At 63.2% G+C, this 22,006-nt stretch carries 29 protein-coding genes; 16 read left to right on the top strand and 13 right to left on the bottom strand.

The window, feature by feature from the left end:
* The first annotated feature begins 10 nt into the window (after positions 1-10).
* Positions 11-331: a 2Fe-2S iron-sulfur cluster-binding protein gene (locus tag AC3WN8_RS22775; RefSeq protein WP_492671784.1), complete on the top strand. Its 321-nt coding sequence runs from the start codon at positions 11-13 to the stop codon at positions 329-331.
* A 4-nt stretch (positions 332-335) separates the two neighbouring features.
* On the opposite strand, the gene AC3WN8_RS22770 is transcribed toward AC3WN8_RS22775, so the two are convergent.
* Complete coding sequence (locus AC3WN8_RS22770; RefSeq protein ID WP_492671783.1) at positions 336-641, bottom strand: DUF1330 domain-containing protein; 306 nt, start codon at positions 639-641, stop codon at positions 336-338.
* Between the two features lie 203 nt (positions 642-844).
* Between AC3WN8_RS22770 and AC3WN8_RS22765 the strand changes: the two genes are divergently transcribed.
* Positions 845-1,501, top strand: coding sequence for a TetR/AcrR family transcriptional regulator (locus AC3WN8_RS22765; protein WP_492671782.1), 657 nt, complete (start codon positions 845-847; stop codon positions 1,499-1,501).
* Between the two features lie 285 nt (positions 1,502-1,786).
* Here the strand turns inward: AC3WN8_RS22765 and AC3WN8_RS22760 are convergent, their stop codons facing one another.
* Complete coding sequence (locus tag AC3WN8_RS22760) at positions 1,787-2,569, bottom strand: enoyl-CoA hydratase-related protein (protein ID WP_492671781.1); 783 nt, start codon at positions 2,567-2,569, stop codon at positions 1,787-1,789.
* Between the two features lie 214 nt (positions 2,570-2,783).
* Here AC3WN8_RS22760 and AC3WN8_RS22755 point away from each other — a divergent pair, with 214 nt between their 5' ends.
* Genes AC3WN8_RS22755 through AC3WN8_RS22725 form a run of 7 tightly spaced genes read left to right on the top strand, consistent with a single transcriptional unit; the run spans position 2,784 to position 8,676 of the window.
* Complete coding sequence (locus AC3WN8_RS22755) at positions 2,784-3,968, top strand: cytochrome P450 (protein WP_492671780.1); 1,185 nt, start codon at positions 2,784-2,786, stop codon at positions 3,966-3,968.
* Between the two features lie 34 nt (positions 3,969-4,002).
* Positions 4,003-4,974, top strand: a complete 972-nt coding sequence (locus AC3WN8_RS22750; protein WP_492671779.1) for a VOC family protein — start codon at positions 4,003-4,005, stop codon at positions 4,972-4,974.
* 4 nt (positions 4,975-4,978) lie between these two features.
* The gene (locus AC3WN8_RS22745) at positions 4,979-5,389 is read left to right on the top strand and encodes a VOC family protein (RefSeq protein ID WP_492671778.1); all 411 of its coding nucleotides are present in this window, start codon (positions 4,979-4,981) and stop codon (positions 5,387-5,389) included.
* The gene (locus AC3WN8_RS22740; RefSeq protein WP_492671777.1) at positions 5,386-6,576 is read left to right on the top strand and encodes an acyl-CoA dehydrogenase family protein; all 1,191 of its coding nucleotides are present in this window, start codon (positions 5,386-5,388) and stop codon (positions 6,574-6,576) included. The genes AC3WN8_RS22745 and AC3WN8_RS22740 overlap by 4 nt, the downstream gene beginning before the upstream one ends.
* Before the next feature lie 2 nt (positions 6,577-6,578).
* Positions 6,579-7,679 carry an acyl-CoA dehydrogenase family protein gene (locus AC3WN8_RS22735; protein ID WP_492671776.1) on the top strand — a complete coding sequence of 367 codons (1,101 nt, stop codon included), beginning with the start codon at positions 6,579-6,581 and terminating at the stop codon, positions 7,677-7,679.
* On the top strand, positions 7,676-8,200 hold the full coding sequence (locus tag AC3WN8_RS22730; RefSeq protein WP_492671775.1) for an FAS1-like dehydratase domain-containing protein: 525 nt from the start codon (positions 7,676-7,678) through the stop codon (positions 8,198-8,200). The genes AC3WN8_RS22735 and AC3WN8_RS22730 overlap by 4 nt, the downstream gene beginning before the upstream one ends.
* On the top strand, positions 8,197-8,676 hold the full coding sequence (locus tag AC3WN8_RS22725) for a hotdog family protein (protein ID WP_492671774.1): 480 nt from the start codon (positions 8,197-8,199) through the stop codon (positions 8,674-8,676). Before AC3WN8_RS22730 ends, AC3WN8_RS22725 begins: the two co-directional genes overlap by 4 nt.
* Before the next feature lie 21 nt (positions 8,677-8,697).
* Here the strand turns inward: AC3WN8_RS22725 and AC3WN8_RS22720 are convergent, their stop codons facing one another.
* Entirely contained in the window at positions 8,698-9,090 is a 393-nt protein-coding gene (locus AC3WN8_RS22720) for a hypothetical protein (protein WP_492671773.1), read from the bottom strand.
* Positions 9,091-9,122: 32 nt separating this feature from the next.
* Positions 9,123-9,263, bottom strand: coding sequence for a hypothetical protein (locus AC3WN8_RS22715; RefSeq protein ID WP_492671772.1), 141 nt, complete (start codon positions 9,261-9,263; stop codon positions 9,123-9,125).
* A 71-nt stretch (positions 9,264-9,334) separates the two neighbouring features.
* On the opposite strand from AC3WN8_RS22715, the gene AC3WN8_RS22710 reads away from it, so the two are divergent.
* The 4 genes from AC3WN8_RS22710 to AC3WN8_RS22695 all read left to right on the top strand — a co-directional run bounded on the left by AC3WN8_RS22710 (position 9,335) and on the right by AC3WN8_RS22695 (position 11,630).
* Complete coding sequence (locus AC3WN8_RS22710) at positions 9,335-9,904, top strand: YkgJ family cysteine cluster protein (protein WP_492671771.1); 570 nt, start codon at positions 9,335-9,337, stop codon at positions 9,902-9,904.
* A 222-nt stretch (positions 9,905-10,126) separates the two neighbouring features.
* Positions 10,127-10,324, top strand: a complete 198-nt coding sequence (locus tag AC3WN8_RS22705) for a helix-turn-helix transcriptional regulator (protein ID WP_492671838.1) — start codon at positions 10,127-10,129, stop codon at positions 10,322-10,324.
* Positions 10,308-10,724, top strand: a complete 417-nt coding sequence (locus AC3WN8_RS22700; protein ID WP_492671770.1) for a hypothetical protein — start codon at positions 10,308-10,310, stop codon at positions 10,722-10,724. Before AC3WN8_RS22705 ends, AC3WN8_RS22700 begins: the two co-directional genes overlap by 17 nt.
* A 315-nt stretch (positions 10,725-11,039) precedes the next feature.
* On the top strand, positions 11,040-11,630 hold the full coding sequence (locus AC3WN8_RS22695; RefSeq protein ID WP_492671769.1) for a hypothetical protein: 591 nt from the start codon (positions 11,040-11,042) through the stop codon (positions 11,628-11,630).
* A 51-nt stretch (positions 11,631-11,681) separates the two neighbouring features.
* Here AC3WN8_RS22695 and AC3WN8_RS22690 read toward each other — a convergent pair whose 3' ends face one another.
* Entirely contained in the window at positions 11,682-12,197 is a 516-nt protein-coding gene (locus AC3WN8_RS22690; RefSeq protein WP_492671768.1) for a GNAT family N-acetyltransferase, read from the bottom strand.
* 999 nt (positions 12,198-13,196) lie between these two features.
* Here AC3WN8_RS22690 and AC3WN8_RS22685 point away from each other — a divergent pair.
* Positions 13,197-13,520 carry a hypothetical protein gene (locus tag AC3WN8_RS22685; RefSeq protein WP_492671767.1) on the top strand — a complete coding sequence of 108 codons (324 nt, stop codon included), beginning with the start codon at positions 13,197-13,199 and terminating at the stop codon, positions 13,518-13,520.
* 96 nt (positions 13,521-13,616) lie between these two features.
* Here AC3WN8_RS22685 and AC3WN8_RS22680 read toward each other — a convergent pair whose 3' ends face one another.
* The 4 genes from AC3WN8_RS22680 to AC3WN8_RS22665 all read right to left on the bottom strand — a co-directional run bounded on the left by AC3WN8_RS22680 (position 13,617) and on the right by AC3WN8_RS22665 (position 15,651).
* On the bottom strand, positions 13,617-13,787 hold the full coding sequence (locus AC3WN8_RS22680; protein ID WP_492671766.1) for a hypothetical protein: 171 nt from the start codon (positions 13,785-13,787) through the stop codon (positions 13,617-13,619).
* A gap of 312 nt (positions 13,788-14,099) precedes the next feature.
* Positions 14,100-14,438, bottom strand: a complete 339-nt coding sequence (locus AC3WN8_RS22675; protein ID WP_492671765.1) for a GFA family protein — start codon at positions 14,436-14,438, stop codon at positions 14,100-14,102.
* 157 nt (positions 14,439-14,595) lie between these two features.
* On the bottom strand, positions 14,596-15,120 hold the full coding sequence (locus AC3WN8_RS22670) for a hypothetical protein (RefSeq protein ID WP_492671764.1): 525 nt from the start codon (positions 15,118-15,120) through the stop codon (positions 14,596-14,598).
* Positions 15,121-15,303: 183 nt separating this feature from the next.
* Positions 15,304-15,651, bottom strand: coding sequence for a hypothetical protein (locus AC3WN8_RS22665; protein ID WP_492671763.1), 348 nt, complete (start codon positions 15,649-15,651; stop codon positions 15,304-15,306).
* Positions 15,652-16,047: 396 nt separating this feature from the next.
* On the opposite strand from AC3WN8_RS22665, the gene AC3WN8_RS22660 reads away from it, so the two are divergent.
* A complete protein-coding gene (locus AC3WN8_RS22660; RefSeq protein ID WP_492671762.1) occupies positions 16,048-17,514 on the top strand; it encodes a serine hydrolase in 1,467 nt (488 codons plus the stop codon).
* A 338-nt stretch (positions 17,515-17,852) separates the two neighbouring features.
* Here AC3WN8_RS22660 and AC3WN8_RS22655 read toward each other — a convergent pair whose 3' ends face one another.
* From AC3WN8_RS22655 to AC3WN8_RS22640, 4 genes are all read right to left on the bottom strand, one after another.
* A complete protein-coding gene (locus tag AC3WN8_RS22655; RefSeq protein WP_492671761.1) occupies positions 17,853-18,719 on the bottom strand; it encodes an oxygen-binding di-iron domain-containing protein in 867 nt (288 codons plus the stop codon).
* On the bottom strand, positions 18,658-18,924 hold the full coding sequence (locus AC3WN8_RS22650; protein WP_492671760.1) for a hypothetical protein: 267 nt from the start codon (positions 18,922-18,924) through the stop codon (positions 18,658-18,660). Before AC3WN8_RS22650 ends, AC3WN8_RS22655 begins: the two co-directional genes overlap by 62 nt.
* A 370-nt stretch (positions 18,925-19,294) precedes the next feature.
* Complete coding sequence (locus AC3WN8_RS22645) at positions 19,295-20,644, bottom strand: ATP-binding protein (RefSeq protein ID WP_492671759.1); 1,350 nt, start codon at positions 20,642-20,644, stop codon at positions 19,295-19,297.
* Positions 20,641-21,357 (bottom strand): response regulator, encoded by a 717-nt coding sequence (locus tag AC3WN8_RS22640; protein ID WP_492671758.1) that lies wholly within the window; start codon positions 21,355-21,357, stop codon positions 20,641-20,643. Before AC3WN8_RS22640 ends, AC3WN8_RS22645 begins: the two co-directional genes overlap by 4 nt.
* Before the next feature lie 159 nt (positions 21,358-21,516).
* Between AC3WN8_RS22640 and AC3WN8_RS22635 the strand changes: the two genes are divergently transcribed.
* The gene (locus AC3WN8_RS22635) at positions 21,517-22,002 is read left to right on the top strand and encodes a hypothetical protein (protein ID WP_492671757.1); all 486 of its coding nucleotides are present in this window, start codon (positions 21,517-21,519) and stop codon (positions 22,000-22,002) included.
* The last annotated feature ends 4 nt before the right edge of the window (positions 22,003-22,006 follow it).

The following is a 22,006-nucleotide window of genomic DNA, read 5'->3' as shown; positions in this document are numbered from 1 at the left end:
CAGGCGGGTAATGCCGAAGATCAGCTTCATCGCGCATGACGGCGCCGAACATGTGGTCGAGGCCGAACCGAGCCTTTCGGTCATGAAGGTCGCGATCAACAATATGGTGCCGGGCATCGACGCCGATTGCGGCGGCGCCTGCGCCTGCGCGACCTGCCATGTCTATGTCGATCCCGCCTGGATCGCGCGCACCGGTGTGCCCGACGACATGGAGCAGGCGATGCTCGAATTCGTCTTCGAACCCGAAGGGAATTCGCGCCTGTCCTGCCAGATCACGGTCACGCAGGATATGGACGGCCTGGTCGTCCGCTTGCCCAAGCAGCAGGGGTGATGGATCAATCCGCCTGAGGGACGCCGTCGACCAGGACGAGTTCGGTGGTGACGCCGCTGTCCTTGCGCAGCTGGATCATCCGGGCATAGCCGGGGTCGCGATACCAGCGCTCCGCGGCGTCGCGATCGGGAAATTCGATCAGCACCAGCGCATGGCCGAGCGGTTCGTTGCCCTCGAGCTTTTCGCTCCGGCCGCCTTTGATCAGGTAGCGGCCGCCATGCTTTTCGACGAGCGGCTCGGTCACCGACCGGTATTCGCGATACCAGTCCCAGTCATCGACGATCAGCTTTCCGGTTATATATGCGGGCATGGTCCACCTTTCCTTCGGGCAAACCATATCGGCGCATCGGCTCACAATGAACTCACCTATCGCGGGCGCGCATCAATCCCCGATTGCGGCGGGGTTGCCGCTTGCTACAAGATATCACGGCATCGGCTCGCATATGGCGGTTCGCCGGAACGATGCTGTAATCTATTGATCGAATAAGAAAAATATCAGGAGCTGGACTGTCGATGCCGCCTCACCCCTCGCAATCGGAAAACACGGGCGACAGTCACCCGGACGGCGATATCGGCCGGCGCAAGGATCCCAAGCAGCAGCGCGCGGTGATCACCGCGGCTGCGATCACCCAGGCGACCGAGCGGATCATCATCCGCGAGGGCTTCAAGAACGCGACGACGAACAGGATCGCCGAGGTTGCCGGGGTGAGCGTCGGATCGCTCTATCAGTATTTTCCGAACAAGCAGGCGATCGTCAGGGCGCTCATCGAGGAGACGGTGTCCAAGACCGCGGCGAAAGTGCGGGAAACCCTGCGCAACCTGATGGACGAGCCCTTCGAGCCCGCGCTCCGCCAGATCATGACGCTGCTCGTCGACATTTATAAGGAAAATCACTTCATCCTGTTCCGGATATCGGATCAGGTGCCCGAGCTGAAGAAATACACCAAGAGCCTGGCGATCGAGACTTATACCCATTCGACGAACCTGGCATTTCTCGAACAGCATCAGGATGATCTGAAAGTGTCGGATCTGCGGACCGCTTTGCTGATCATCGAGCGCGCGACGATCCACAACATCGAATATTTCCTCGCCGAGAATCCGACGAACATCACCGAGGAACAGTTGATCGACGAGTTGACGCGGATGGCGGTCAATTATCTGACGAAATAGGGGGGCTGCTCCCTCGCCCCCTTTAGGGGGAGCGAAACGCGGTGCCGCGGTCGATCGTGCCCCCGGCACGATCTGCGAAATGCCGGGGGCATTTCGCACCTCGGTATCGCGCTTCGCTGGCTGGGGAGAGGGGGCAGTCGGGGCAGGATCGAGCGTTGGCGCCAAGGCCACTCCCGACGTCCCCCTCTCCCGACCTCGCTGCGCTCGGCCACCCTCTCCCCCTAAAGGGGGCGAGGGAGGTGACGCTGTCCAATCTGCGCCATCCGAGCGATGAAGGATCGCGTACTAACCCCCCGAAATCCTCTGCCGGATCGCCGCGAGCCGTTCCCGGACGAAGGGCGATTGCAGCAGTTCGTGGAAACTCTCGGCTTCCTCCCGGATCGCGGCCTGCACCGCCTGGCGGCCATCGGCTTTCAACAGCTTTTTGGTCATCGCGACCGCGTCCGGCGACAGTGCGGCGATGCCCGCCGCCACCGCCGCGACATGGTCGACTAGATCCTCCGGTGACACCGTCTCGTTGACGATCCCCAGCCGCACCGCCTCGTCGATCCCACAGCGGCGTTCCTTCAGCAGCAGGGCCATCGCGCGTTTGTGCCCCATCAACTGCGGCAGGAAATAGCTGGATGCGAATTCGGGGATCAGGCCCATCTCCGCAAAGGGGAAGACCAGGCGGCAATCCTGCACGGCATAGACCAGGTCGCAATGGAACAGCATCGTGGCGCCGATGCCGACCGCATCGCCATTGAGCGCGGCGATGACCGGCTTGGGAAAATTCGACAGGGCGTTCATGAACAGGAAGGATGGCTTCTCGTCATAGGCGAGATCCATGCCTTGCGTGAAACCGCCGACGTCATGGCCGGCGGTGAAGATCGAGCCGGTCGATGCGAGGATCAGGCAGCGCACGGCGTCGTCGCGCTCCGCGGATGCGATCAGCTCCACCAGCGCACGGTACATGGCGTAGGTGATCGAGTTCCGCTTGCCTTCGCGGTTCAACCGGATCGTCATGACATGGTCCAGGACCGTGACCACGAGGTCGTTCGCGTCTCCGTCGACAATGGGGTCCTGCATATTCGGCTCCATCTGCACCCTATGGAGCCACGCTAGGGGCCGGTCCCGCTTAGATGAAACTCGCATTCCCGGGCCGGGCAGGGGCGAACACGAGTTTATTGTGAGTTGTCCTGCCGAATAAGCTGAGTGCCAGTTCAGGGACCGGGTTCGAGCGCCGCGACGCGGATTCACACAGTGAAAAACACAGAACGACGGTGCCAGGCAGAGGTTGTAGATGATGAATTACGATCCGTTTTCCGATGAGGCGATGCGCGATCCGCACGCAATCTATCGAGAATTGAGAAAACAAGCGGGCCCGTATTTCATCGAAAAATACAATGCCTGGGCGATGGTCCATTTCGACGATATCTGGACCGTCAGCGTCGAGCATGAAGCGGACATCACCTTCACCGCGGGGCAGCCGCTGACCAATGTCCTGCTGAACGAGCCGGTTCCGCACGCCTTTCCCAGCATGGACATGGCCGAGCATCGCAAATGGCGCCGCATCGTCCATGCCGATTATACCAAATCCAATGTCGAGGGCGATCGCGAACGGATCACCGATCTGGCGCGCGAGCTGCTGGCGCCGCTGATCGAGCGGAAGCGCTTCGACTTCTTCGCCGATTATGTGAACCGGCTTTTCGTCATCAACGCCGGCCATAATCTCGGCCTGTCGCGCGAGGATTCGATCGAATGGCGGCGGCTGATCGACGAGACCATGCACCGCGAAAAAGGGCAGGTCGGCACCTCGTCGGCGCGCAACCAGGCGGCCGGCACGGCGCTGTTCGAGCAGCTGCATGCCTATGTGCAGAAGATCCGCGACGATCCCGAACTCGCCGGCGGCCATTGCCGGAAATATCTCGAGGCCGAGGTGGATGGCCGACGCCTGGACAATCAGGACATCGTCAGCATCATCATCATCTTCCTGACCGTCGGTTCGGGCACCACCCCCAATGTCTGCGCGGGCGCCGTCTATCATCTGGCGCAGCACCCGGATCAGCAGGATGCGGTGCTCGCGGATCTGTCGCTGACGCCCAAGGCATTCTTCGAAGCGGCGCGATACGACCAGCCGACCAACATATTGTGCCGCCGCGCGGTGAAGGACTTCACGGTCGGCGGAAAGCAGATCAGGGCCGGCCAGAATCTGCTGATGGTCTATGCATCGGCCAATCGCGACGAAGCCGAGTTCGAGCGCGCCGACGTCTTCGACATCCATCGCAGCTATCCGCGCGACCTGACCTACGGGATCGGCGGGCATAAATGCCTGGGCATGCACCTCGCCACCATGGCGGGCACGATCGCGCTCGACGAGTTCTTCAAGGTCGCCGGCCGTTACCGCGTCGACACCGATCGCTGTACGCGCGCCTACAGCGAATTCCTCTCCGGCTTCGATCATGTCCCCGTCGAGCTTGGCGCCTAGCGCTGCCGCCTCTCACCAATTCAGGAGCGTTACCATGTCAATTCGAAGCCTCGGCTATGTCGGGTTCGGCGCGCCGGATCCGGCGGTCTGGCTGGACTATGCCACCAATATCCTGGGGCTGATGCCCGCGCGCGCTTGTGCGGGCGAGGATTGGGGTATTCCCGCGATCCCGGGCTCCGGCCCGAAAAGCGCGGGCAGCGGCATCGCGGAGGATGGCAGCATCTATCTGAAGATGGACGAGTGGCAGTGGCGTATTGCCGTGCACCCGGACGAGACCAATCGCGGGATCCGGTATATCGGCCTGGAGGTCGAGGATCACGCCGATCTGGAGGCGTTTGTCGATCGGCTGAGGGACGCGGGCTTCCCCGCCGAAATGGGCACGACCGCACAGGCGCGGCAGCGCGCGGTGACCGCGATCGCCCATACGACCGATCCGTGCGGCAATGCGATCGAGCTGTTCGTCGGCCCGACGATCGACCGGAAATTCCAGTCGCCTCTGGGCATGGAGTTCCTCGCCGGCCATCTGGGGCTGGGCCATATCAACCTGATCACCTCCGACAAGCTCGAGGCTGCGCAGCATTTCTACACGCGCATCCTGGGCTTCGGCCTGACCGACTATATCCGGTTCGGTGGTGGCAATTCGGCCAATTTCTATGGCTGCAATCCCCGGCACCATTCGATCGGCCTGCTCAAGGTCGGCAACGTCGTCGGCATCCACCACATGATGCTGGAAGTGACGCAGGTCGACATGGTGCTGCAATGCCTTCAGCGCGTTCAGGACGCGGGCATCCACATCACCTCCACGATCGGCCGGCACGTCAATGACGACATGCTGTCCTTCTACATGCGCTCCCCCTTTGGCTTCGAGGTCGAGATCGGCTTCGGCGGGCGGATCATCGACGAGAGCTGGACCGCGAACGAATTCGTCGAGGGCGATATCTGGGGTCATCGCGGCCTCGATCCGGCGACGATCGAGAAGAACCTCGCTTCGGCGCCGAGAGGATAGGGCCATGGTCGCAATTCTCACCGCTCCGCAGCTCGATATCGGGCTGGTCTCGGCCGACATCGCCGGGCCGACCCGCTTCTACCATGACGTGCTGGGCTTCCCGCTGGCGGGCAGCGTCGACATTCCGGGCGTCGGACAGGTCACGCGCTTCCAGGTCGGCAACAGCATCCTGCGCATACTCGTGCCGACCGCGGCGCCGGCGCGGTCGCACGCCGATGGCGGTTTCTCCGGCACGATCGGCATCCGCTATCTCGCGCTGAAGATCGCCAATCTTGCCGAGACCGTCGATCGCGTCGCGGCGGCGGGCTTCGCCGTCGCCGTGCCGATCCGGACATTGCGCCCCGGCGTACAGGTCGCGCTGGTCGAGGATGCCGATGGCAACACCGTCGAGCTGATGGAGGACAATGCGTCGTGAACTTTTCATTTTCCGATGAGGAGATGGATTTCCTGAAGCATTTCCAGGATTTCCTCGACCGCGAGAAACAGCGGCCCGACGCCGCGATCATCTTCGCCCCGCAGCGGGAGACCGATTCCTGGCTGGTCGATTCCCCCGAACGGCGCGGCTTCATGAAGCGGCTGGCCGAGGCGGGCTATATCGGCATGTCCTGGGCGCGCGACTATGGCGGGCGCGAGATGCCGGGCATCTACGATTATCTGCTCAACGAAGAGCTTTCGAGCCAGGGCGCGCCGATCATCGGCAAGGGCGTCGGCTGTATCGGCAAGACGATCATCGCCCACGGATCGGACCGGCTGAAACGGGAATTCCTGCCCCGGATCCTGGCGGCCGATATCGAATTCGCGCTGGGCTATTCGGAACCCGGCGCAGGATCGGACCTGGCGTCGCTGAAGCTGCGCGCCGAGCGCAAGGGCGATGCCTGGGTGCTGAACGGCCAGAAGATGTGGACCACATCCGCCCATTTCGCCGACTGGTACTGGGTCGCCGCGCGCACCGATCCGGACGCGGCCAAGCATAAGGGGATCAGCGTCTTCCTCGTGCCGATGGATCATCCCGGCCTCACGATCACCGAAATCACGACGATGGGCGATCACCGCACCAACCAGGTGTTTTTCGACGATGTCGAGGTGCCCGGCGACTATCTGGTGGGGCAGGAGAATGCCGGCTGGCGCTACGTCTGCGAAGCGCTCGATTATGAGCGGTTCGCGCTCTACACGGTCGGGCCGCTGCTGCTGAAATTCCAGTCGCTGGTCGAGCTGCTGAAATTGACCAGGCGCGACGGCGCGCCGCTGGCCGCCGATCCGGTGATCCGCGCGCGTGTCGCCGAACTCGCCTGCGAGGTCGAAACCGCGAAGATGCTGCAGCGGCGCGTGATCGCAAAGGCGATCAAGGACGAAGTGCCGAGCGTCGAAGCCGCGATGTACAAATTCTACAGCACCCAGCTCGGCCGCCGCATCGCCAACTATGCGATCGACTGTCTCGGGCCGCTGGGCCTGCTGCGATCCGAGGCGCCGCACGCGCCCTTCGGCGGCAAATGGGAGATGTCGGACCGGGCGACGGTCGTCGACACGATCGGCGGCGGATCGTCCGAAGTGCAGAAGAATATCGTCGCCCGGCGCGGGCTTGGCCTGATGGTCGGAGCATAGACATGGATCTCGACCTCAACGAAGAACAGCAGCTGCTGCGCGACACTGTCCGCCGGATCTGCGAGACGCTGTTCGACACGCAAAGGGTGCGCGCGCTCGAAGGCGAGCCGGACAAGCTCAACCGCGATTTCTGGGATGCGCTTGGCGCCAATGGCCTGTGCGCGCTACGCATCGATGAAGGCCATGGCGGTGCCGGCATGGGCGCGCTCGACCTCGCTTTGGTCTTCGAGGAATTCGGCCGCGCGCTGGCATCGTCGCCCTTCCTGTCGAGCTGCGTGCTCTCGGCGAAGATCCTGGCATCGCTCGGTTCCGATGCAGTGAAGGACCATTGGCTGCCCCGGATCGCGAGCGGCGAGGCGGTGGTCATCCCCGCCTGGCAGGAAGACGACCTGTCCGGCGGCGGGCAGGGGACGGTGATCAATGCTGCGCGCGGGGTCGTCAACGGCGAGAAATTGCTCGTGCCCTTCGCCAGCGTCGCGGACCTGTTCCTTGTTCATGGCAGTGGCCTGGACGGCGCCGGCTGGGCGCTGGTGCCCGCCGATGCCAAGGGCGTCTCGATCGCCGCACAGCCCAATTATGCGTCGCAGGCGCTGTTCGCGGTCCGCCTCGACGATGTGGCGATCGATCGCGCGCAGATCCTGTCCGACCCGGATCCCCTGGATGTCGGCGCGGAGGCATTCTGCGACGTGCTGATCGCGGTCGCGGCCGAAGCGGTCGGCGCGTCGGACCGGCTGCTGGCGCTGACCGCCGACTATGCCAATCAGCGCAATCAGTTCGGCCGGCCGATCGCCGCTTTCCAGGCGGTGTCGCATCCGCTGGCCGATTGCGCGACCGAGCTGGAGGGCGTCCGCCATCTCGTCTACCAGGCCGCCTGGGCCAGCGACGGGCAGATGCCCTGTCGCCATCTCGCACAGATGGCCAAACTCCAGGCGACGTCGCTGTTCCGGCGCCTCGCCACCGTCAGCGTGCAGGTGCATGGCGGCATCGGCTATTCGACCGAGGGCGGCCCCCAGCTCTTCTACCGCCGCTCGAAATTCCACGAACTCATGTACGGCGCCGCCGCCGATCTGAAGGCGCACATCGCCGATCATGTCTTCGCATGACCGCCGCGCCCGATGCATTGGACGATCGCGTCCTCCGCCTGATCGGCACGCCCCAATATGTGACCGACGCGGGCATCGCGGCGAACCACATCAACGTCCATGCGATGTGCGCGGCGGTCGAGAACGGCAATCCGGCGCATTGGAGCGAGCCTGTCGCGATCGAACTGCTCGGCGCCCCCTGGTGCCCGGCGACGATGCTCGCCGCCTGGGGCCGGCCCGACTTGTGGCAGCCGGGGCAGGGCGAACCGCTCAAGGCGCTGCAGGCGCATTTCGATCTCAAGGCGCTGCTCGGCTATTCGGCGTCGATCGCGGTCTCCAACACCATAACATTCTATGCGCCCGTCCGGATCGGCGACCGGCTGAAGACGCAGCAGGTTCTGCGCCAGGTCGGCGATCTCAAACGGACCAGGCTCGGCCTGGGGCGGTTCTGGACGATCGACATGCAATATCTCGATGCGGAGGCGAACCTCATCGGCGTCGAACGCTATGAATTCTTCGGCTTCGAGCGGGGGGAGGCATGACACAGCGCCTGATCGGCGACATCGCGCCCGGCACCACCATCCCGGCGCTCGCATTCGACGTCACCGCGACGCGGCTGATCGCCGGCGCGCTGGCGAGCCGCGACTATTCGCCGCTCCATCATGACGGCCGCTATGTCGCCGACATCGTCGGACAGCGGGATATCTTCGCCAACACGCAATTCCAGGCGGCCTTGTTCGAGCGTTTCCTGAACGACTGGTCCGGCCCGTCCGGCCGGCTCGCGCGCATGACGTTCAGGATGGTCTCGTCGATTTTCGCCGGCGACGCCGTCACGATCACGGGCACGGTCGATCAGGTCCTCGCCGACGGCCCATGCGGCGCGGCCGTGGCGGTGACGCTGCAAATGTCGGTCGGCGCGCTCGTCGCGACGTCCTGCGACGCGCTTTATGCCTTGCCCGCGTTCGCCGGCGACAATCCATGGGGTCGGCGCGGCGCGCAATGGCTTCGGCCGGATTGAGGTGCGTGGACGGGAAGGGCGTCAGCGCGCCGCCATCGCCTCATGTTCGGCCCGGGCGGCGGCACGAAAGAAAGAAGCCGATATCAGCCACAGCGTCGTGAAGAGGCCGCTGAACAGCAGGATCCTGGACCCGCCGTCCGGCAGGCTCGCGGTCGACGGGTCGGTCGCAATGAGCAGGCCGAGCAGTATTTGCATGATCGCGACGCCGAGCATGGTCCGCGCCATGCCCGCGGGCCGAAACCAGGCGGAAAAGCCGCCGACGCCCGCGGCCATGATCAGCATGAAAAAGCCGATGCCATTGCCGTCGTCGCGAACCACCGTGGTCCACACCGTCAGGATCGATGCCAGGACGGCGGCGGCAACGCCGGCCCGACAGCTGCGATTTCCTCTCGCCCGTTCGTTTGACCCGGTCATGGACTCACCTCATGCGAATTGAGCAGACATCTTCAAGGAAGCGACGTGCACGCCGCTCGGAACTGGCGATCGATATCGGCGCCGGGCACCCCGACCCGATCATGCTTGCGCACATCATAGACCGAAAGCTGCGGCGATGGGAAAGCCGGATCGGCGAACGCGCCGGGCGCCATGGCCCGCGTCCCGGCATCATCCCCGTCCGGACTCTTGCATTCCCGCCGGGGGCGGGGCACCCCCTGCGCGGATGCACACCGGGACAGATCTGGAAACCACTTTGCTGGGGCCGGTCCTCGCCGATCGCGCCTGCGGCGATTGCACGGCGTGCTGCACCACGCTCACCGTGGACACGCCCGATTTCAGCAAGCCGGCGGGAACGCCCTGTACCCACCTGACCTCGCATGGGTGCGGCATCCATGCGGTGCGCCCGCATATCTGCCGGACATGGTTCTGCGCCTGGCGCAGGATCGCGGGGCTGCCCGATGACGCCCGGCCGGACCGGTCCGGCATCCTGGTCTCGCTCGATTTCGTGCGAGAGCCGCGCAACTGCTTCGAAGGCGTCTCGATCATGGTCCGCCTGCTTCCCGGCAGCCAGGCGATCGGGAATGGCATGGCCGGCACGATCCTCGATGCGCTTTGCGATCGGCTGGTGGCCGTGTGGTTCAGCGACGGATCGAGGAAGATGTTGATGCATCCCGCGGACGAGGTCGCCGGCCTCGTCATTTCGGGAGAGCCCGCGCCCGCGCATCTCAGCGACGAAGTGGCCGCATGGCGAGAGCAATATGGCGTCTTCGCCGGCGAAGAGAAATCGCGTTGAAATGAAGGGTTGAAACGGGCGACCCGGTTCGCTCGCATCGAAAACCCTTCCAGCCGCCTGCCGGCATTCGGCGCCGGGCGGGCCGAGAACGGCCATCCGCGCCGCGCCCGCGCTTCATCCACATTCTCCTCACATATCGAACGCGCCCGGGCGCGCTTGACTGTGTCATGGAAACCTGACATATTGTCAGTGTCACAATACAAATTGCATTGCGAATCGACCGTGAAAAACAGATTGAAAGTTCTGAGGGCGGAACGCAACTGGACCCAGGCTGATCTGGGGCAGAGGCTGGATGTCTCGCGACAGGCCGTGAACGCCATAGAGACGGGTAAATATGATCCTTCCCTGCCGCTTGCTTTTAAACTGGCACGGATATTCGACATGAAGATCGAGGAGATATTCGATGATGGAGAGAGCTAAGTCGTTATCGGCGGGATCGGCGCGCCATGTCTATCTCCATTCGATGCTGGGCTATTTGCTGCTCATAATTGTCATGAAGACGCTGACGAGCATCGGAAACAAGTCGACTGTTCCCGGTGAGAGAATATATGATCCGGTCTTCGGCATAATGATGGCGTCCGTGGGGACGATCGGATTTGTCGCGATCACATATTATCACTTCACGCGCACCGACGAGCATGACCGGATGGTCAATCTATGGGCCTTTGCCATGGCCTTCCTCGCATTTTTCGTCGTCGTGATTCCCTGGGGGATCCTCAGCCAATCCGGAATCCTCGGCCCCGTGAACGACAAACATGCGATGGCGATCGCCATATCCATCGGGAGCATGGTGTGGACATGGCTGCGGTGGTTCCGCTGACACTGACGACACCGGCCAGTGGATCGTATCCGGCAAAAGCGTCCTCTTCTGTCGGAGGTCCGGTCCACTCAGATTGCCTGGTGGTCTGATTTTTCCTGCCTTGGACCAGACCGCCAGGCAATCCAGAGTATCGGCCAGAGCACCGGCCAGATTTCGCTGACAGTGCACTCAATCGCCGCTGAGTGGGTAGCGGTTCATTGTGCCCGAAGGGGTTGAATTCACTGTCACTGGAATCCCCGAAAGCCATCAATCCTCCACTCTTGCACCGCATTTGCGGCGTGCTAGGCTTGCGGCCTTGAAGAGGGGAGAACGCCCATGCCGCCACCGCGTCCGCCCAATTATCCGCTCGACGTCGATCCGCGTTTCACGACGCAAAAAATGCAGGCGATCGGTGCGGGCTTCAAGGCCAGCGGACAGTCGGTGGGCGTGCTGCACGAGGAGGATGGCGACCTCAGGACCTGGGTTGCCGTCGAGCACGTCAAGGGCGCGCTGAAGGACCTTTACACGGTACACGCCTATCTCGCCTTCGCCGACGACAAGGCCGATCGCCTCGTCGAAGGCCAGGACGTGATCCGGCAAAGCGTCGGTGCGCTGGCGGTGCAGGTCGATCAAAGGATGAATACGCTGCAGGCGCGCATCGATACGGTCGCCGCGCAGGTGGCGCAGATTGCCGCCATGCTCGGCTCGGTCATCCCCGATTGGCAGACGCGGACGGAGGTGGAGAATGGCGACGACATGGGGCTGGAACGTCCCAGCGCCGCCGAGCGCGAACTGCTCGTCGATTATGTCATCCTCCAGCGTGAACCGGGCTATTCGCACGAACAGGTGGTATGGATAGAGCCCGCGCCGGGGACGATGGTGCGCAAGGGCAGCACCGTCAGGGTGGCGATCAGCCTCGAAGGTTGAGGCGGGGGAACTGCCGAATGAAGGGTAGTTCAGCTCTTTTGGACCGTTGTTCTAAGACGATTGTTCTTCACCCGGTGCGCTACGCGCTGCGGGCATATCCAGCCTGAAGATCAGGCTGTCACGATCGGGAAAGTCATAGCTCTCCGGCAGTTCGGTACGGCTCACCATGCGATAGCCCCGGCGCTGATAGAAAGCGTGGGACCGCGTCGCGACTGATGGCGTGTCAAGAAAGACGGCGGTAAGGCCCCGCGCCACGGCCCATTCCAGCGCCTTGTCGTGCAGGCCATGAGACGCCCCGTCCGGACCGCGATAATCGTGCCGAACGAACAATTTCTTCAATACGCCGCTCTTGCCATAGCGCATCATCCCGATCGTGCCGACGATGTCATCGCCCGCCATCGCCACCCAGAAAGCGCCGTCGCGATATGCACCGGCGATATCGAGGAGTTCCGGCTGCTCCTCGATCGGGACATAAAGGCCGACATCCTCGCGTTGAATGGTGAGGATGAGCGCCGCAACCTCGGGATCGCGTCCTCCGGCATAGTCGACGATCTCGTACCCCGGCATATTGCCCCCTGAATGATATGGCGGTCGCTCTTAGAGCGATTTGTAGTTCGATGGAATCATCGAATGACTCGAAAATCGCGTTAAAACAAACATCTAGAGCAGGTGATCCGCTTCCGTCGGATCACGGCCTGCTCTAGCGTAGCGAAGGGAGTCCTGAATGGAACTCGCCGCGCATCATCGACCGGTCCGGAAAGTGGCACTGGCTTATCGCAAGGCCGCAACTGGTGTTAGCGGACGTTGTCGTGGTTCGAAACGGCTCAGTCCGAATAATCGCGACCACTCCAGTCATACATTGATGTGCTGCTCTCATCCCTGTCGGATGGCGGCCCGCCACCTCTGAGAAATTGGACAAGGCACCAGAGCATGAAGGCGCCAAACGGGATGATCCACCATAGGCTGCTCATGCGGCGCTCGCTTTGTATGTCCGCGCGGCTTGGATGCCGGGGTCAGTCCATCAATCTTAGCGATGGACCTGCGGTTTGTCACCGGAATGCTACAACAGCGGACGTTCGCGACGTGTTAACTGGTAACCGAGATATCTGTGCCTCCACTATCGCCAGGAACAAGAGTGATGAACAGGATAGTCGCTCTCTTGGTCACCAGCATCGTCGTCATATCTCCACCTGCGAAAGCTATGATGCAGGCGGATGATGAGGATAGCTTCGATTTTGCCGTCATGCGGACACCGGCGTGGGTCCTTACGGCTACAACCCACGTGAACTGGGGCGATTCTCCGGCCGTGAGATACCCAACCGTTGCCAGCGTCGAATGCATCGGCGAAAGCCGGCAATTCCACTTTAGCATGGACAGCTCAGGCGAAGTCAGTTCGCTACGTGCTAGGCTCTTGGGCAAGGCCGACGAAGATGGCGAGCGAGATGAGATCACGCTCTTGGGGATCACCTTTGGCTCTATGTCGATGGGGAGAAGTGGGAATACGCAAATATCCCGGCGCGTTCGATTGAGTTCTCCAACATTCCGTACCCCCCACCTGAGAGCGACATGCTTCTGCCGGTCTGGCGTGGGCACCAGGCTGTCAGAAGGGCCGATGACCAGCCTTGGATCAATCTCAAGCTGATCTACCATCGTCTGATCACCGCAAAGCAGATCGAATGGAGCTTCAAATCGAGAGATTGGGCCGTCGTCGATAAGAAAAACGTAGAAAACCAGCTTCCGACGGGCTGGCAAAAAACACGCTACAAGGTCGACAATGCTGGGCTGCACGCTGCTATCGTCTGGTGCGCACGACAGGTCTCATCGGAGAATGCTTACATTCTGCCGGCGAGGTTGCGTGAAAGAGGTCACCTAACCACAGACGGTCGGTAACCCGCTCCCGGTCCCCGAAGAGCGGTTCGGCTTCGGAACCCAACGGCATCTTTTTAAGCAGCCTGCCAGCTGATTTGAGCGACCGCGATTGGGGCGCTAGCCGTCGTCGAACCATGCCAGCCGAGCAACATCGACGGAGGTGCCGCCCATATGTCGAACGAATGCGTCGCGTAATCCGTCGATGTGCTTTTGCCATTTCGCGATGTCTTCGTTCGGATCGACACCATCGGCTTCAAATAGCCAGCCGGCGAACTGGTCGGCTGTCACAGTCCCACTCGCAGGCAAGAAATGGGTGACATGCATCGGACGGTCGTCAACGACCGATCCACACCAGCCGCGTTCTACACAAACCTCATGCATCAGAGCATGGAAAGCCTCTCGATCCGTCATTCCCCAATTGTAGCAGGGTTCGCCATGATCGTTAACTGGAACGCCGACGGTCGCCTCGGATGACTTGAAGGGGAGCGCTTCCCGTCCGAGCGCTTTTCCCGCGGATGCAGACGGTCTGCTTTCGGCTCTTCGGTTTCATGCGCGGCCGGCCGTGAACGGCTGGAAGCGGCTGGAAAACAGACATTGGCGCTAAGCCTGATCCGCATTGTCGAATTTTCTGACCTCGACCGTGCTTTCATCGAAATCATCGAGCAAGCGCGCATTGACGCCCATCTTGCCGAAGTCCTCACCAAGAGACTCCCAGTGGGTCCCGCAGCCGCAGATCGGGCAATGGTGAATGCCGATCATTCGATCGCCCCAGACATAGGCCTTGGTCTCGCCTGAAACATGCACCTGGTCCGGCGGGAAATAAGCCACACGCCATGCGAGCCGCCGACACAGCGAGCAGTTACAGTCCGCAACCCATGTGGGCTTGCCCGGCAATTCTATCCGCACATTGCCGCAGTGACAGCTTCCCTGAACGCCCATGGCATCTTGTAACCGCCAGTTCGGAACGGCCGCAAGTGGGGCGCTTGCCGGCCGGCCGCTTTCCCTCCTGGCAGCCGACCGGCAGTTTTCGGTGTTCGGGACACGTCATCGTTGTGCGGAATGTCCGTGAGTGGGTGGTCAGCGGACATTTGCTCGCTCACGCGATGGTCCGCCCAAGGCGCCGCCGCCGAGAAGAATGATCGCTCATGGTCTCAAATTCGAGGAAGGGGTTGCTGTCAATGCGAGGGAACCAGCGAGGTTCGCCGATAGTAATCCCGGCGTTGAAATGCATTCCGATCTTCTCCATCAGGCAGCGAACAACCTCCCGGTCGCGCGGCGTGCTGCGGCTGAGGATGAAAAACTGATGGCTTAGCTGGCTATTATTCCGAACCGGGTCGACGGCGCCACAGTCCCGGACTATTTGCAAAAGCGTCTCCATAAAGTCGGGAACGATGCCATTCGTCCCTGGCCCTGGTCGGGGCGGCCATGGTCCCACGCCTTGAATCCTTCCACGACCGCCACGAACACCGTCAGGAAAGATGAACATGAGTTGAGGTTCGCTCGCTCGCTCAACATCGTGGGTTTCTGGCTGCAATCTTCCCGTTCCTCTTTGCGCCATTGGGTCCAACTCGCCAACAGTGATGAGCGCCAGACCAACAGCGAGTGCGCATTTGCCGAGCATTCGGCGACCATGGCTTTCAGCGGGGATGTCTGCAAGTGGGGCGCTTGCCGGCGGGCCGCTTTCCCTCCTGGCAGCCGACCGGCAGTTTCGGTGCTCGGGGCACGTCACCGTTGTGCGGAAGGTCCGTAAGTGGGTGGAAGGCGGTCTGATCGTTTTCGGCGAAGGATGCCGTATGGCTGGCGTTCAAAAATCGCCGGAGGGTCGTTCCTTGAACCGGTCGATCACCTTCATGCAAGCTGCCTCACCATACGACTTTGCCCAAGCCTCCGCTTTATCAAGCTCAGGCTGCATCGCCTGCAAGGCGTCCGGCTGCCATAGGTTGCGATCTGCTCCCATCGGGAAGCGGTCAGTTTCGCTATTGATCCCGAAGAACGTCATGAACTCGTCCATATTATCTATGCGAGCGGCAGATAGCTTTGCGAGCACGACACGGCTGCCTTCGATATAGGAGAGTTCACCGTCCAGCATCTGTTTTGCCAAAGCCGTGATCGCTGACCGCGCTTCTTCGATTTCAGTGAGATTGATACTCATGTATTAAGCATAACGGGTCGAAAGAACGACCGCTATGGGGATCGAAATGCGATCTCGGGTACGACTATAACTGGTATATTTCCCCGCCGACTCGCTTTTCCTCCGGCGCAATTCCGACCTTCGGCCGCCTCGGCATGCCCCCACAAATGGCGCAGCCCCCGCGCTTCCCGCCACCTCGATTTTTTCCGCTCGCCGCATGTAAGATCTCCCGGCCTCGTGCGACTATCACAGCCGAACGGAGGGATCGGATGGCGCGGGGGCATGGCAATCAGCATTGGAATGCACGCTGCGCCGATGCCGCCCGCACCGGCATCGGGTTGCGCCGGTGCCGCGCCGCGCCGCGGCGCCGTTCCGGACGCGGATCGACGATATCGACGCATTGATGAGAGGGAAGAGATGAGAAAGCTTGCAGGACCAGTGTTGACGATGCTCACCTTCATCGCGCTTCCCGGGGCCGCCCATGCGCAGAACGACGCCAGGCCGGCGGCGACGCCCGCACCGGCGCGGCCGCAATTGCCGGCCAATTGGACGCTGCCTTCGGATGCGAAGATCGCGGAACTGATCGACGCCCGCATCGCCCAGCGGCGCGGCGAGGGGATCGTGATCGGCGTGCTCGACCGGTCGGGCCGGCGGATCGTCGCGCGCGGGCCCGGCGGCGGCGCGGCCCCGTTCAATGATCGCACCGTCCTGGAGATCGGTTCGATGTCCAAGATATTCACCGCGCTGTTGCTGGCCGACATGGCCGTGAAGGGGGAGGTGTCGCTCGACGATCCCGCCGAGAAATATCTGCCCGCCGGCGCGAAGATGCCCGAGCGCAACGGCCGCAAGATCACGCTGCGCGATCTGTCAAACCAGCATTCGGGCCTGCCGCGGCTGCCGAGCAACATGCCCTTCGGCAATCCCGAAGATCCCTATAGCGATTACACCGAAAAGATGATGCTCGACTTTCTCGGCGGGTATCAGCTGACGCGCGATATCGGCAGCCAGTTCGAATATTCGAATCTGGGTGTCGGCCTGCTCGGCTATCTGCTCGGCCGTGCGGGGCGCAGCGATTATGAGACCATGATCGCGCGGCGGATCACCGGCCCGCTCGGCATGCGCGATACCGCGATCACGCTTTCTGCCGACCAGAAGGCGCGCTTTGCCCAGGGGCATGATCAATATATGCGGCCCACCGGTCCCTGGAGCCTGCCCACGCTGGCGGGCGCCGGCGCGCTCCGGTCGACCATCAGCGATATGCTGATCTTCGTGGGCGCCGCGCTGGATCCGAAATCGCCGATCGGGCCGGCGATGAAACTCGCGACTGCTGAGCGGCGGCCGCTCGGAGCACCCGGCAGGGCCATCGGGCTCGGTTGGATCATCAGCGAACCGGAAAAGGGCCGGGAGACGTTGTTCCACAATGGCGGCACCGGCGGATTCCGCGCGGCGATGCTGCTGGAGCCCGCAAAAGGAAATGCCGTCGTCGTCCTGACCAATGCGTCGGTCGAACCCTCGAGCGACGATCTCGCCTCGCACATCCTGCTCGGAACGCCGATCCAGCCCCTCGTTCCTGTCCCGCCCGCGCCGCCGCCACAGGTCGCGCGTACGGAGGTGACGCTGCCGCCCGCCGAGCTGGACCGCGTGGTCGGCCGCTACGAATTCGCACCCGGCATTGCGCTCAACGTCGAGCGTGACGGCGCAGGACTGAAGGCGCAGTTGACCGGGCAGCCACCCTTGCCGATCTTTGCAGAGGCACCGCTCAACTTCTTCCTGCGCGTGGCGGACGTGCAACTGCGCTTCACCGCGGGTGCGGACGGGAAGGTGACGGGCGTGACGCTCGTCCAGGCCGGTCAGCCGCAAGAAGCCAAGCGTATCACACCCTGAACCCCGCGCGGCGATTTGGGCTTTCCGGCGCCGCAATATCAAGGCTCGATGAGCATGACTCATCGAGCCTTGATATTAGAGCGATTTGCAGTTCGATGGAACCATCGAACGACTCGAAAATCGCGGTAAAACAAATGCCTGGATCAATCTGTGTGATTCCCAAATCACGCAGATTGATCTAGCCTGCGCGGAGCTTGAGCGTTTCAAGATGCGGATGCGTCAGCATCCCTGCGCCTTCGTATAAGGCGTCGGAAAAACGGGCATATGAGCCCCGTCAGGCCCGGGCTTCTGGGTGAAGATCGGCGGTTTCCGGTCCGGCATCCGCCGGCATAGGGTCTTCAGCCGGCCGCCGCATTCAAACGCCGCTCATACTGGTCGGCCAGCCGTTGCAGCGCTTGCGCGCCGTCGCCGCGGTAGGAGGATCCATGCATGATCGCCAACAGGTCCGGCGCCAGTTCGGCCAGTCGGCGCAGCGTCGGCGCGGTCAGCGGCGTCAGGCTGGTCGCCCCGAACATATCCTCCGCGGCGATCGCTGCGGGAATGATGTCGTCCCCGGTCACCGCCTCGCCGTCACCGACATGCGTGAACAGGTCGCCGCAGAACAGCGTGTTCGTCGTCTCCTCATAGAGCACCTGCGCTTCCCATCCGTGCGGGACATGCGGTGTGGCGATCAGCCGGACGGTCTTGCCGCCAAGATCGATCGCTTCATCCTCGGCCAGCGCCCTGGGCGGACGGTCCGCAAGATCGTTGACCGAAATGTTGCAGCCGAGCGGACTATAGACGATCTGCGTATTGGGTGCCGCCGCCAGCCACAGGTTCATCGCACCGCATTCGTCGGCCTCGATATGGCCGAAACTGATCCAGCGGAGACGATCGAGCGGAATGATGGTCGCGACCGCCGCCGACACCAGCGGGAACAGCGAACGCGGCCCGCAATGAAACAGCAGGGGCTCGTCGGCGACGATCAGGAACTGATTGAAGGTAAAGCCCTCGGGCGGCGCGATTTCGGTCAGGTGCGTCGACAGGCGGTGGATGCCCGGCGCGATCTCGGTCGTTCGCGTTTCGATACGTCCCTCCCATCGAAGATGCGTCGAAATGGTCGCTCCCGAGTTTCGACGAAACCGCGATGGAAGTCGAGCGACTCTATTCGTGCAAGGCGATCTCGAGCCGGTCCCGCACCTTCTTGCTGAACAGCCCCCCGACATCGGTGACGAATTTCTGCGCGATGGCGGCGTCACCGAATGAGACCATGTGCCCGCGAAGCAGGCGGCTGTTCGTGATGCCCTTGAGTTCGACGGCCCGGGTGGCGAGCAACAGGCCACGCAGCATATTGCAAATCGCCTCGGCGTCGTCCTTGCCCTCCAGGCGGATCGTAACCGACGACAATAACTCGGAATTATTCTCTTCCAACTGATCGTTCCCTCATAAAAGCAGCGGCCGCGCTATCGCGGCCTGGAGCAATGCATCGTTCGGATGCGTTTGTTGTGGGCGCGATACACAGGCTTGGGTGGTGGCGAAAGCCTGTAGCTTCAGGCGCGGGCTGGGGCGTGAAGCCAAAAATTGGAACGCCCGAGATTGGTGAATCTCGCCGGCCGGCGTTCGGAAGGCAAGCCGAAAAGCGGACATACGGTCGATCAACGGCTATCGACTGCTTCGCGCCCTAAATCCAGCCGTTCACGACTATTACAGCCGATCCCGAAAGCGGCCGCCCGCGAGGCGTGCAGCGCAAAAATGGTGACCGTAAGCCACCACTCCTGTGCTTATGAACCTTGGCCTCCCGTCATGGATCATCCTTTTGGCGCGGATAGCGCAAGATGACGCGCAGCCCGTTCGGTGCCCTCTGCTCGAAGATCACCTCCGCACGGTCGCGCCCGGCAAGCGCACGCACGATTGCGAGACCCAGGCCCGCGCCCCCGGTCTCGCGGCTGCGCGAAGGGTCGAAGCGTTGGAAGGGCACCCCGAGCCACGACAGCGCGTCGGCCGGAACCCCCGGACCGTCGTCCTCGACAACAATATTGACGGTGGCGCCTTGCGCGTGTGCCTCGACGGTCACGCAGGTTCCATGGCGCAGCCCGTTCGCGATCAGATTGTCGAGCACGCGCCGCAGCGCCAGCGGTGTCGCCGCGATCGCGAGATCCTCGGGCACCGGAACCAAGGTCACCAAATCCCCGAACTCGACATGGGCGCCGACGATATCGCCGAGGGCCGGGCCGAGCAGCACGCGTTCGGGCCGGGCCGGCGGCGCACTGTCGCGATCGGCCAGGAAAAGCGTGTCGTTGACCAGCGCGGTCATCTCGTCGAGATCGCGCACCGCGCGGTCGCGGTGCCCGTCATCGTCGATGAACTCGGCCCGCAGCCTGAGGCGCGTCAGATAGGTGCGAAGATCGTGCGCGATCGCACCGAGGACGCGCGTGCGCTCGGCGATCAGCGCGCGAATCTGCGCCTTCATGTCGTTGAATGCCATCGCGAGTTCGCGGATCTCCCGCGGCCCCTTCACCGGCAGGTCGGGCGAGTCGAGATCGCCGGCAAAGCGGCGGACGCCGCGCGAAAGCGCGCCGAGCGGGCGTGTGGTCTGCCGAACCGCCAGCATCAGCACGCCGAGCAGAGCGATTGCGCCCAGCGCACCGATCACCGCGCGCCCCTGGAGATAGGCGCGCAGGTCGTCCGATGGCTGACTGGTGAGGAGCAGGATCTCGCCGTCCCTGAGGCCGATCGCCACTCGGATCGGGGCAAGGAAGCGCGCCGGGCGCGCGGCGTCGCCGATCCATCGGCTCAGCCGGGGTCGCTGACCGTCGACGCTGATTGCGCGCCCTTGCGCAACGGTCCGATAGCGCTGGGCGAGATCCTTGAGTTCGTCGGAGGAGCGCCAGCGGGCGGGAAGCGCCCTTGCCAGCCTCAGCGAATAGAGCCCGCCGTCGAATGCCCCGACCAGTGCCTTGCGCTGGGCGGGTGGCGCGCGGTCGAGCGCATCGGCGATCGCCGCAGCCTCGTCCGGCCTGGGAAGGCCATAGGACCGGCCCGACTCGCCGGACGCCGGCAGCGCGACTGCTGCGATCAGCAACTGGAGCAAGATGAAGCCGACAAGCAGGATTGCCGCGAGGCGCAGCGAGAGGTTGGAGCCGATGGTCATGCGCGCTCCACCGGCAGGGTGAACTGATAGCCGCCGCCGCGCACCGTCTTGATGATCGTGTCGCCATCGGGCGATTGCGCCAGCTTGCGGCGGAGTCGACTGAGCTGGACGTCGATCGCCCGGTCGAACGGCCCGGCGCTGCGGCCGCGTGTCCAGTCGAGCAATTGGTCGCGGTTCAGCACGCGCTGCGGATGGGTGACGAAGCAGTGCAGCAGGTCGAACTCGCCGGCGGTCAGCTCGACTGCGCCACCATCCGGCGCCACGACCGCGCGCGCGCCGGCGTCGAGCGTCCACCCGCCGAAGCCGTGACGCTCATTGGCGACCGGCGGACCTACCCGGTGCTGGCCGCGCGTCCGGCGCAGGATCGCGCGCACCCGCGCCACCAACTCGCGCGGATTGAACGGCTTGGGCAGATAATCGTCCGCGCCGATCTCGAGCCCGACGATCCGGTCGATATCGTCCCCCTTGGCGGTGACCATCAGCACCGGGATATCCCCCGACGCGCGCAGGCGCCGGCAGAGTGAAAAGCCGTCCTCGCCGGGAAGCATCACGTCGAGCACCGCCAGGTCGATGCGCCGGCGCTCGTTGAGCTGGTCGAACTCGACCGTGGTCCGGCAACCGATGGCTTCGAAGCCTTCGCGGTTGAGCAGGTCGACGACGAGCGCGCGGATTTCGCGATCGTCTTCCACCACGGCGATGCAGCTGGTCTCCATGCCGTACAGATAGCGTCGCTTCGCACCGGCGTGAACGCGGCGCGGGCTTGCGTTACACTCTGTTACCCTTCGTCACCGCGCGGTCGCATCCGGATTACACCTCGCGGGCATAAGCACGGTCAGCGGCGGCGGACCGTCGCCAGTGCAAGGAGTGAAAAGATGTACAAGCAAGTTCTGAGCCTCGCCGCACTCGCCGCCGGCCTTGTGGTGGCGGCGGCTCCGGCCGACGCCCAGGTGCGCCGCGGCCATGTCGTGGTAGGCCGCGGCGCGGCCGGCCATGGTTTCGCGCAGTGGCGCTCGGCATCGCGCCAGCCAGGATCGGCGACGATCCGCCGCGGCCTGCAGACGTCGGACGGCCGCGGCTACCGCCACGAGCGCAGCCGCGACTATGGCCCGGGCCATTATTCGGCGGACCGCAGCACACAGTTCAACAACGGCCGCGGCGCGACCACGTCGCGCGACGCGAACTGGGGCGACGGCAGCTTCAACGGCAGCCGCACCACCACGCTGAACAATGGCAACAGCTTCGGCCGGACGACCAGCGCTACCAACAATGGCGACGGCACCGCGAGCTACTCGAGCACGGTCACCGGCCCGCAGGGTGCGACGCGCACCGTGAGCGGCACCGTCCCGCGCCGCCCTTAATCTT

Source organism: Sphingobium sp. FW305-3-2-15-F-TSA7 (genome assembly GCF_058787155.1).
The sequence above is the reverse complement of the archived record's forward strand: the minus strand, read 5'-3'. Positions and strand labels throughout refer to the sequence as shown.

Coding starts and splice junctions, on each gene's coding strand:
- AC3WN8_RS22690 (WP_492671768.1), bottom strand. CDS start 12,197: ATGCCGGGGTACGAGATCGTCGACTATGCCGGAGGACGCGATCCCGAG.
- AC3WN8_RS22725 (WP_492671774.1), top strand. CDS start 8,197: ATGACACAGCGCCTGATCGGCGACATCGCGCCCGGCACCACCATCCCG.
- AC3WN8_RS22695 (WP_492671769.1), top strand. CDS start 11,040: ATGCCGCCACCGCGTCCGCCCAATTATCCGCTCGACGTCGATCCGCGT.
- AC3WN8_RS22685 (WP_492671767.1), top strand. CDS start 13,197: ATGCTTCTGCCGGTCTGGCGTGGGCACCAGGCTGTCAGAAGGGCCGAT.
- AC3WN8_RS22775 (WP_492671784.1), top strand. CDS start 11: ATGCCGAAGATCAGCTTCATCGCGCATGACGGCGCCGAACATGTGGTC.
- AC3WN8_RS22730 (WP_492671775.1), top strand. CDS start 7,676: ATGACCGCCGCGCCCGATGCATTGGACGATCGCGTCCTCCGCCTGATC.
- AC3WN8_RS22760 (WP_492671781.1), bottom strand. CDS start 2,569: ATGCAGGACCCCATTGTCGACGGAGACGCGAACGACCTCGTGGTCACG.
- AC3WN8_RS22720 (WP_492671773.1), bottom strand. CDS start 9,090: ATGACCGGGTCAAACGAACGGGCGAGAGGAAATCGCAGCTGTCGGGCC.
- AC3WN8_RS22745 (WP_492671778.1), top strand. CDS start 4,979: ATGGTCGCAATTCTCACCGCTCCGCAGCTCGATATCGGGCTGGTCTCG.
- AC3WN8_RS22670 (WP_492671764.1), bottom strand. CDS start 15,120: ATGCTCGGCAAATGCGCACTCGCTGTTGGTCTGGCGCTCATCACTGTT.
- AC3WN8_RS22660 (WP_492671762.1), top strand. CDS start 16,048: ATGAGAAAGCTTGCAGGACCAGTGTTGACGATGCTCACCTTCATCGCG.
- AC3WN8_RS22675 (WP_492671765.1), bottom strand. CDS start 14,438: ATGGGCGTTCAGGGAAGCTGTCACTGCGGCAATGTGCGGATAGAATTG.
- AC3WN8_RS22755 (WP_492671780.1), top strand. CDS start 2,784: ATGATGAATTACGATCCGTTTTCCGATGAGGCGATGCGCGATCCGCAC.
- AC3WN8_RS22635 (WP_492671757.1), top strand. CDS start 21,517: ATGTACAAGCAAGTTCTGAGCCTCGCCGCACTCGCCGCCGGCCTTGTG.
- AC3WN8_RS22770 (WP_492671783.1), bottom strand. CDS start 641: ATGCCCGCATATATAACCGGAAAGCTGATCGTCGATGACTGGGACTGG.
- AC3WN8_RS22710 (WP_492671771.1), top strand. CDS start 9,335: ATGCACACCGGGACAGATCTGGAAACCACTTTGCTGGGGCCGGTCCTC.
- AC3WN8_RS22655 (WP_492671761.1), bottom strand. CDS start 18,719: ATGTCGGGGGGCTGTTCAGCAAGAAGGTGCGGGACCGGCTCGAGATCG.
- AC3WN8_RS22735 (WP_492671776.1), top strand. CDS start 6,579: ATGGATCTCGACCTCAACGAAGAACAGCAGCTGCTGCGCGACACTGTC.
- AC3WN8_RS22765 (WP_492671782.1), top strand. CDS start 845: ATGCCGCCTCACCCCTCGCAATCGGAAAACACGGGCGACAGTCACCCG.
- AC3WN8_RS22700 (WP_492671770.1), top strand. CDS start 10,308: ATGATGGAGAGAGCTAAGTCGTTATCGGCGGGATCGGCGCGCCATGTC.
- AC3WN8_RS22665 (WP_492671763.1), bottom strand. CDS start 15,651: ATGAGTATCAATCTCACTGAAATCGAAGAAGCGCGGTCAGCGATCACG.
- AC3WN8_RS22715 (WP_492671772.1), bottom strand. CDS start 9,263: ATGGCGCCCGGCGCGTTCGCCGATCCGGCTTTCCCATCGCCGCAGCTT.
- AC3WN8_RS22640 (WP_492671758.1), bottom strand. CDS start 21,357: ATGGAGACCAGCTGCATCGCCGTGGTGGAAGACGATCGCGAAATCCGC.
- AC3WN8_RS22750 (WP_492671779.1), top strand. CDS start 4,003: ATGTCAATTCGAAGCCTCGGCTATGTCGGGTTCGGCGCGCCGGATCCG.
- AC3WN8_RS22645 (WP_492671759.1), bottom strand. CDS start 20,644: ATGACCATCGGCTCCAACCTCTCGCTGCGCCTCGCGGCAATCCTGCTT.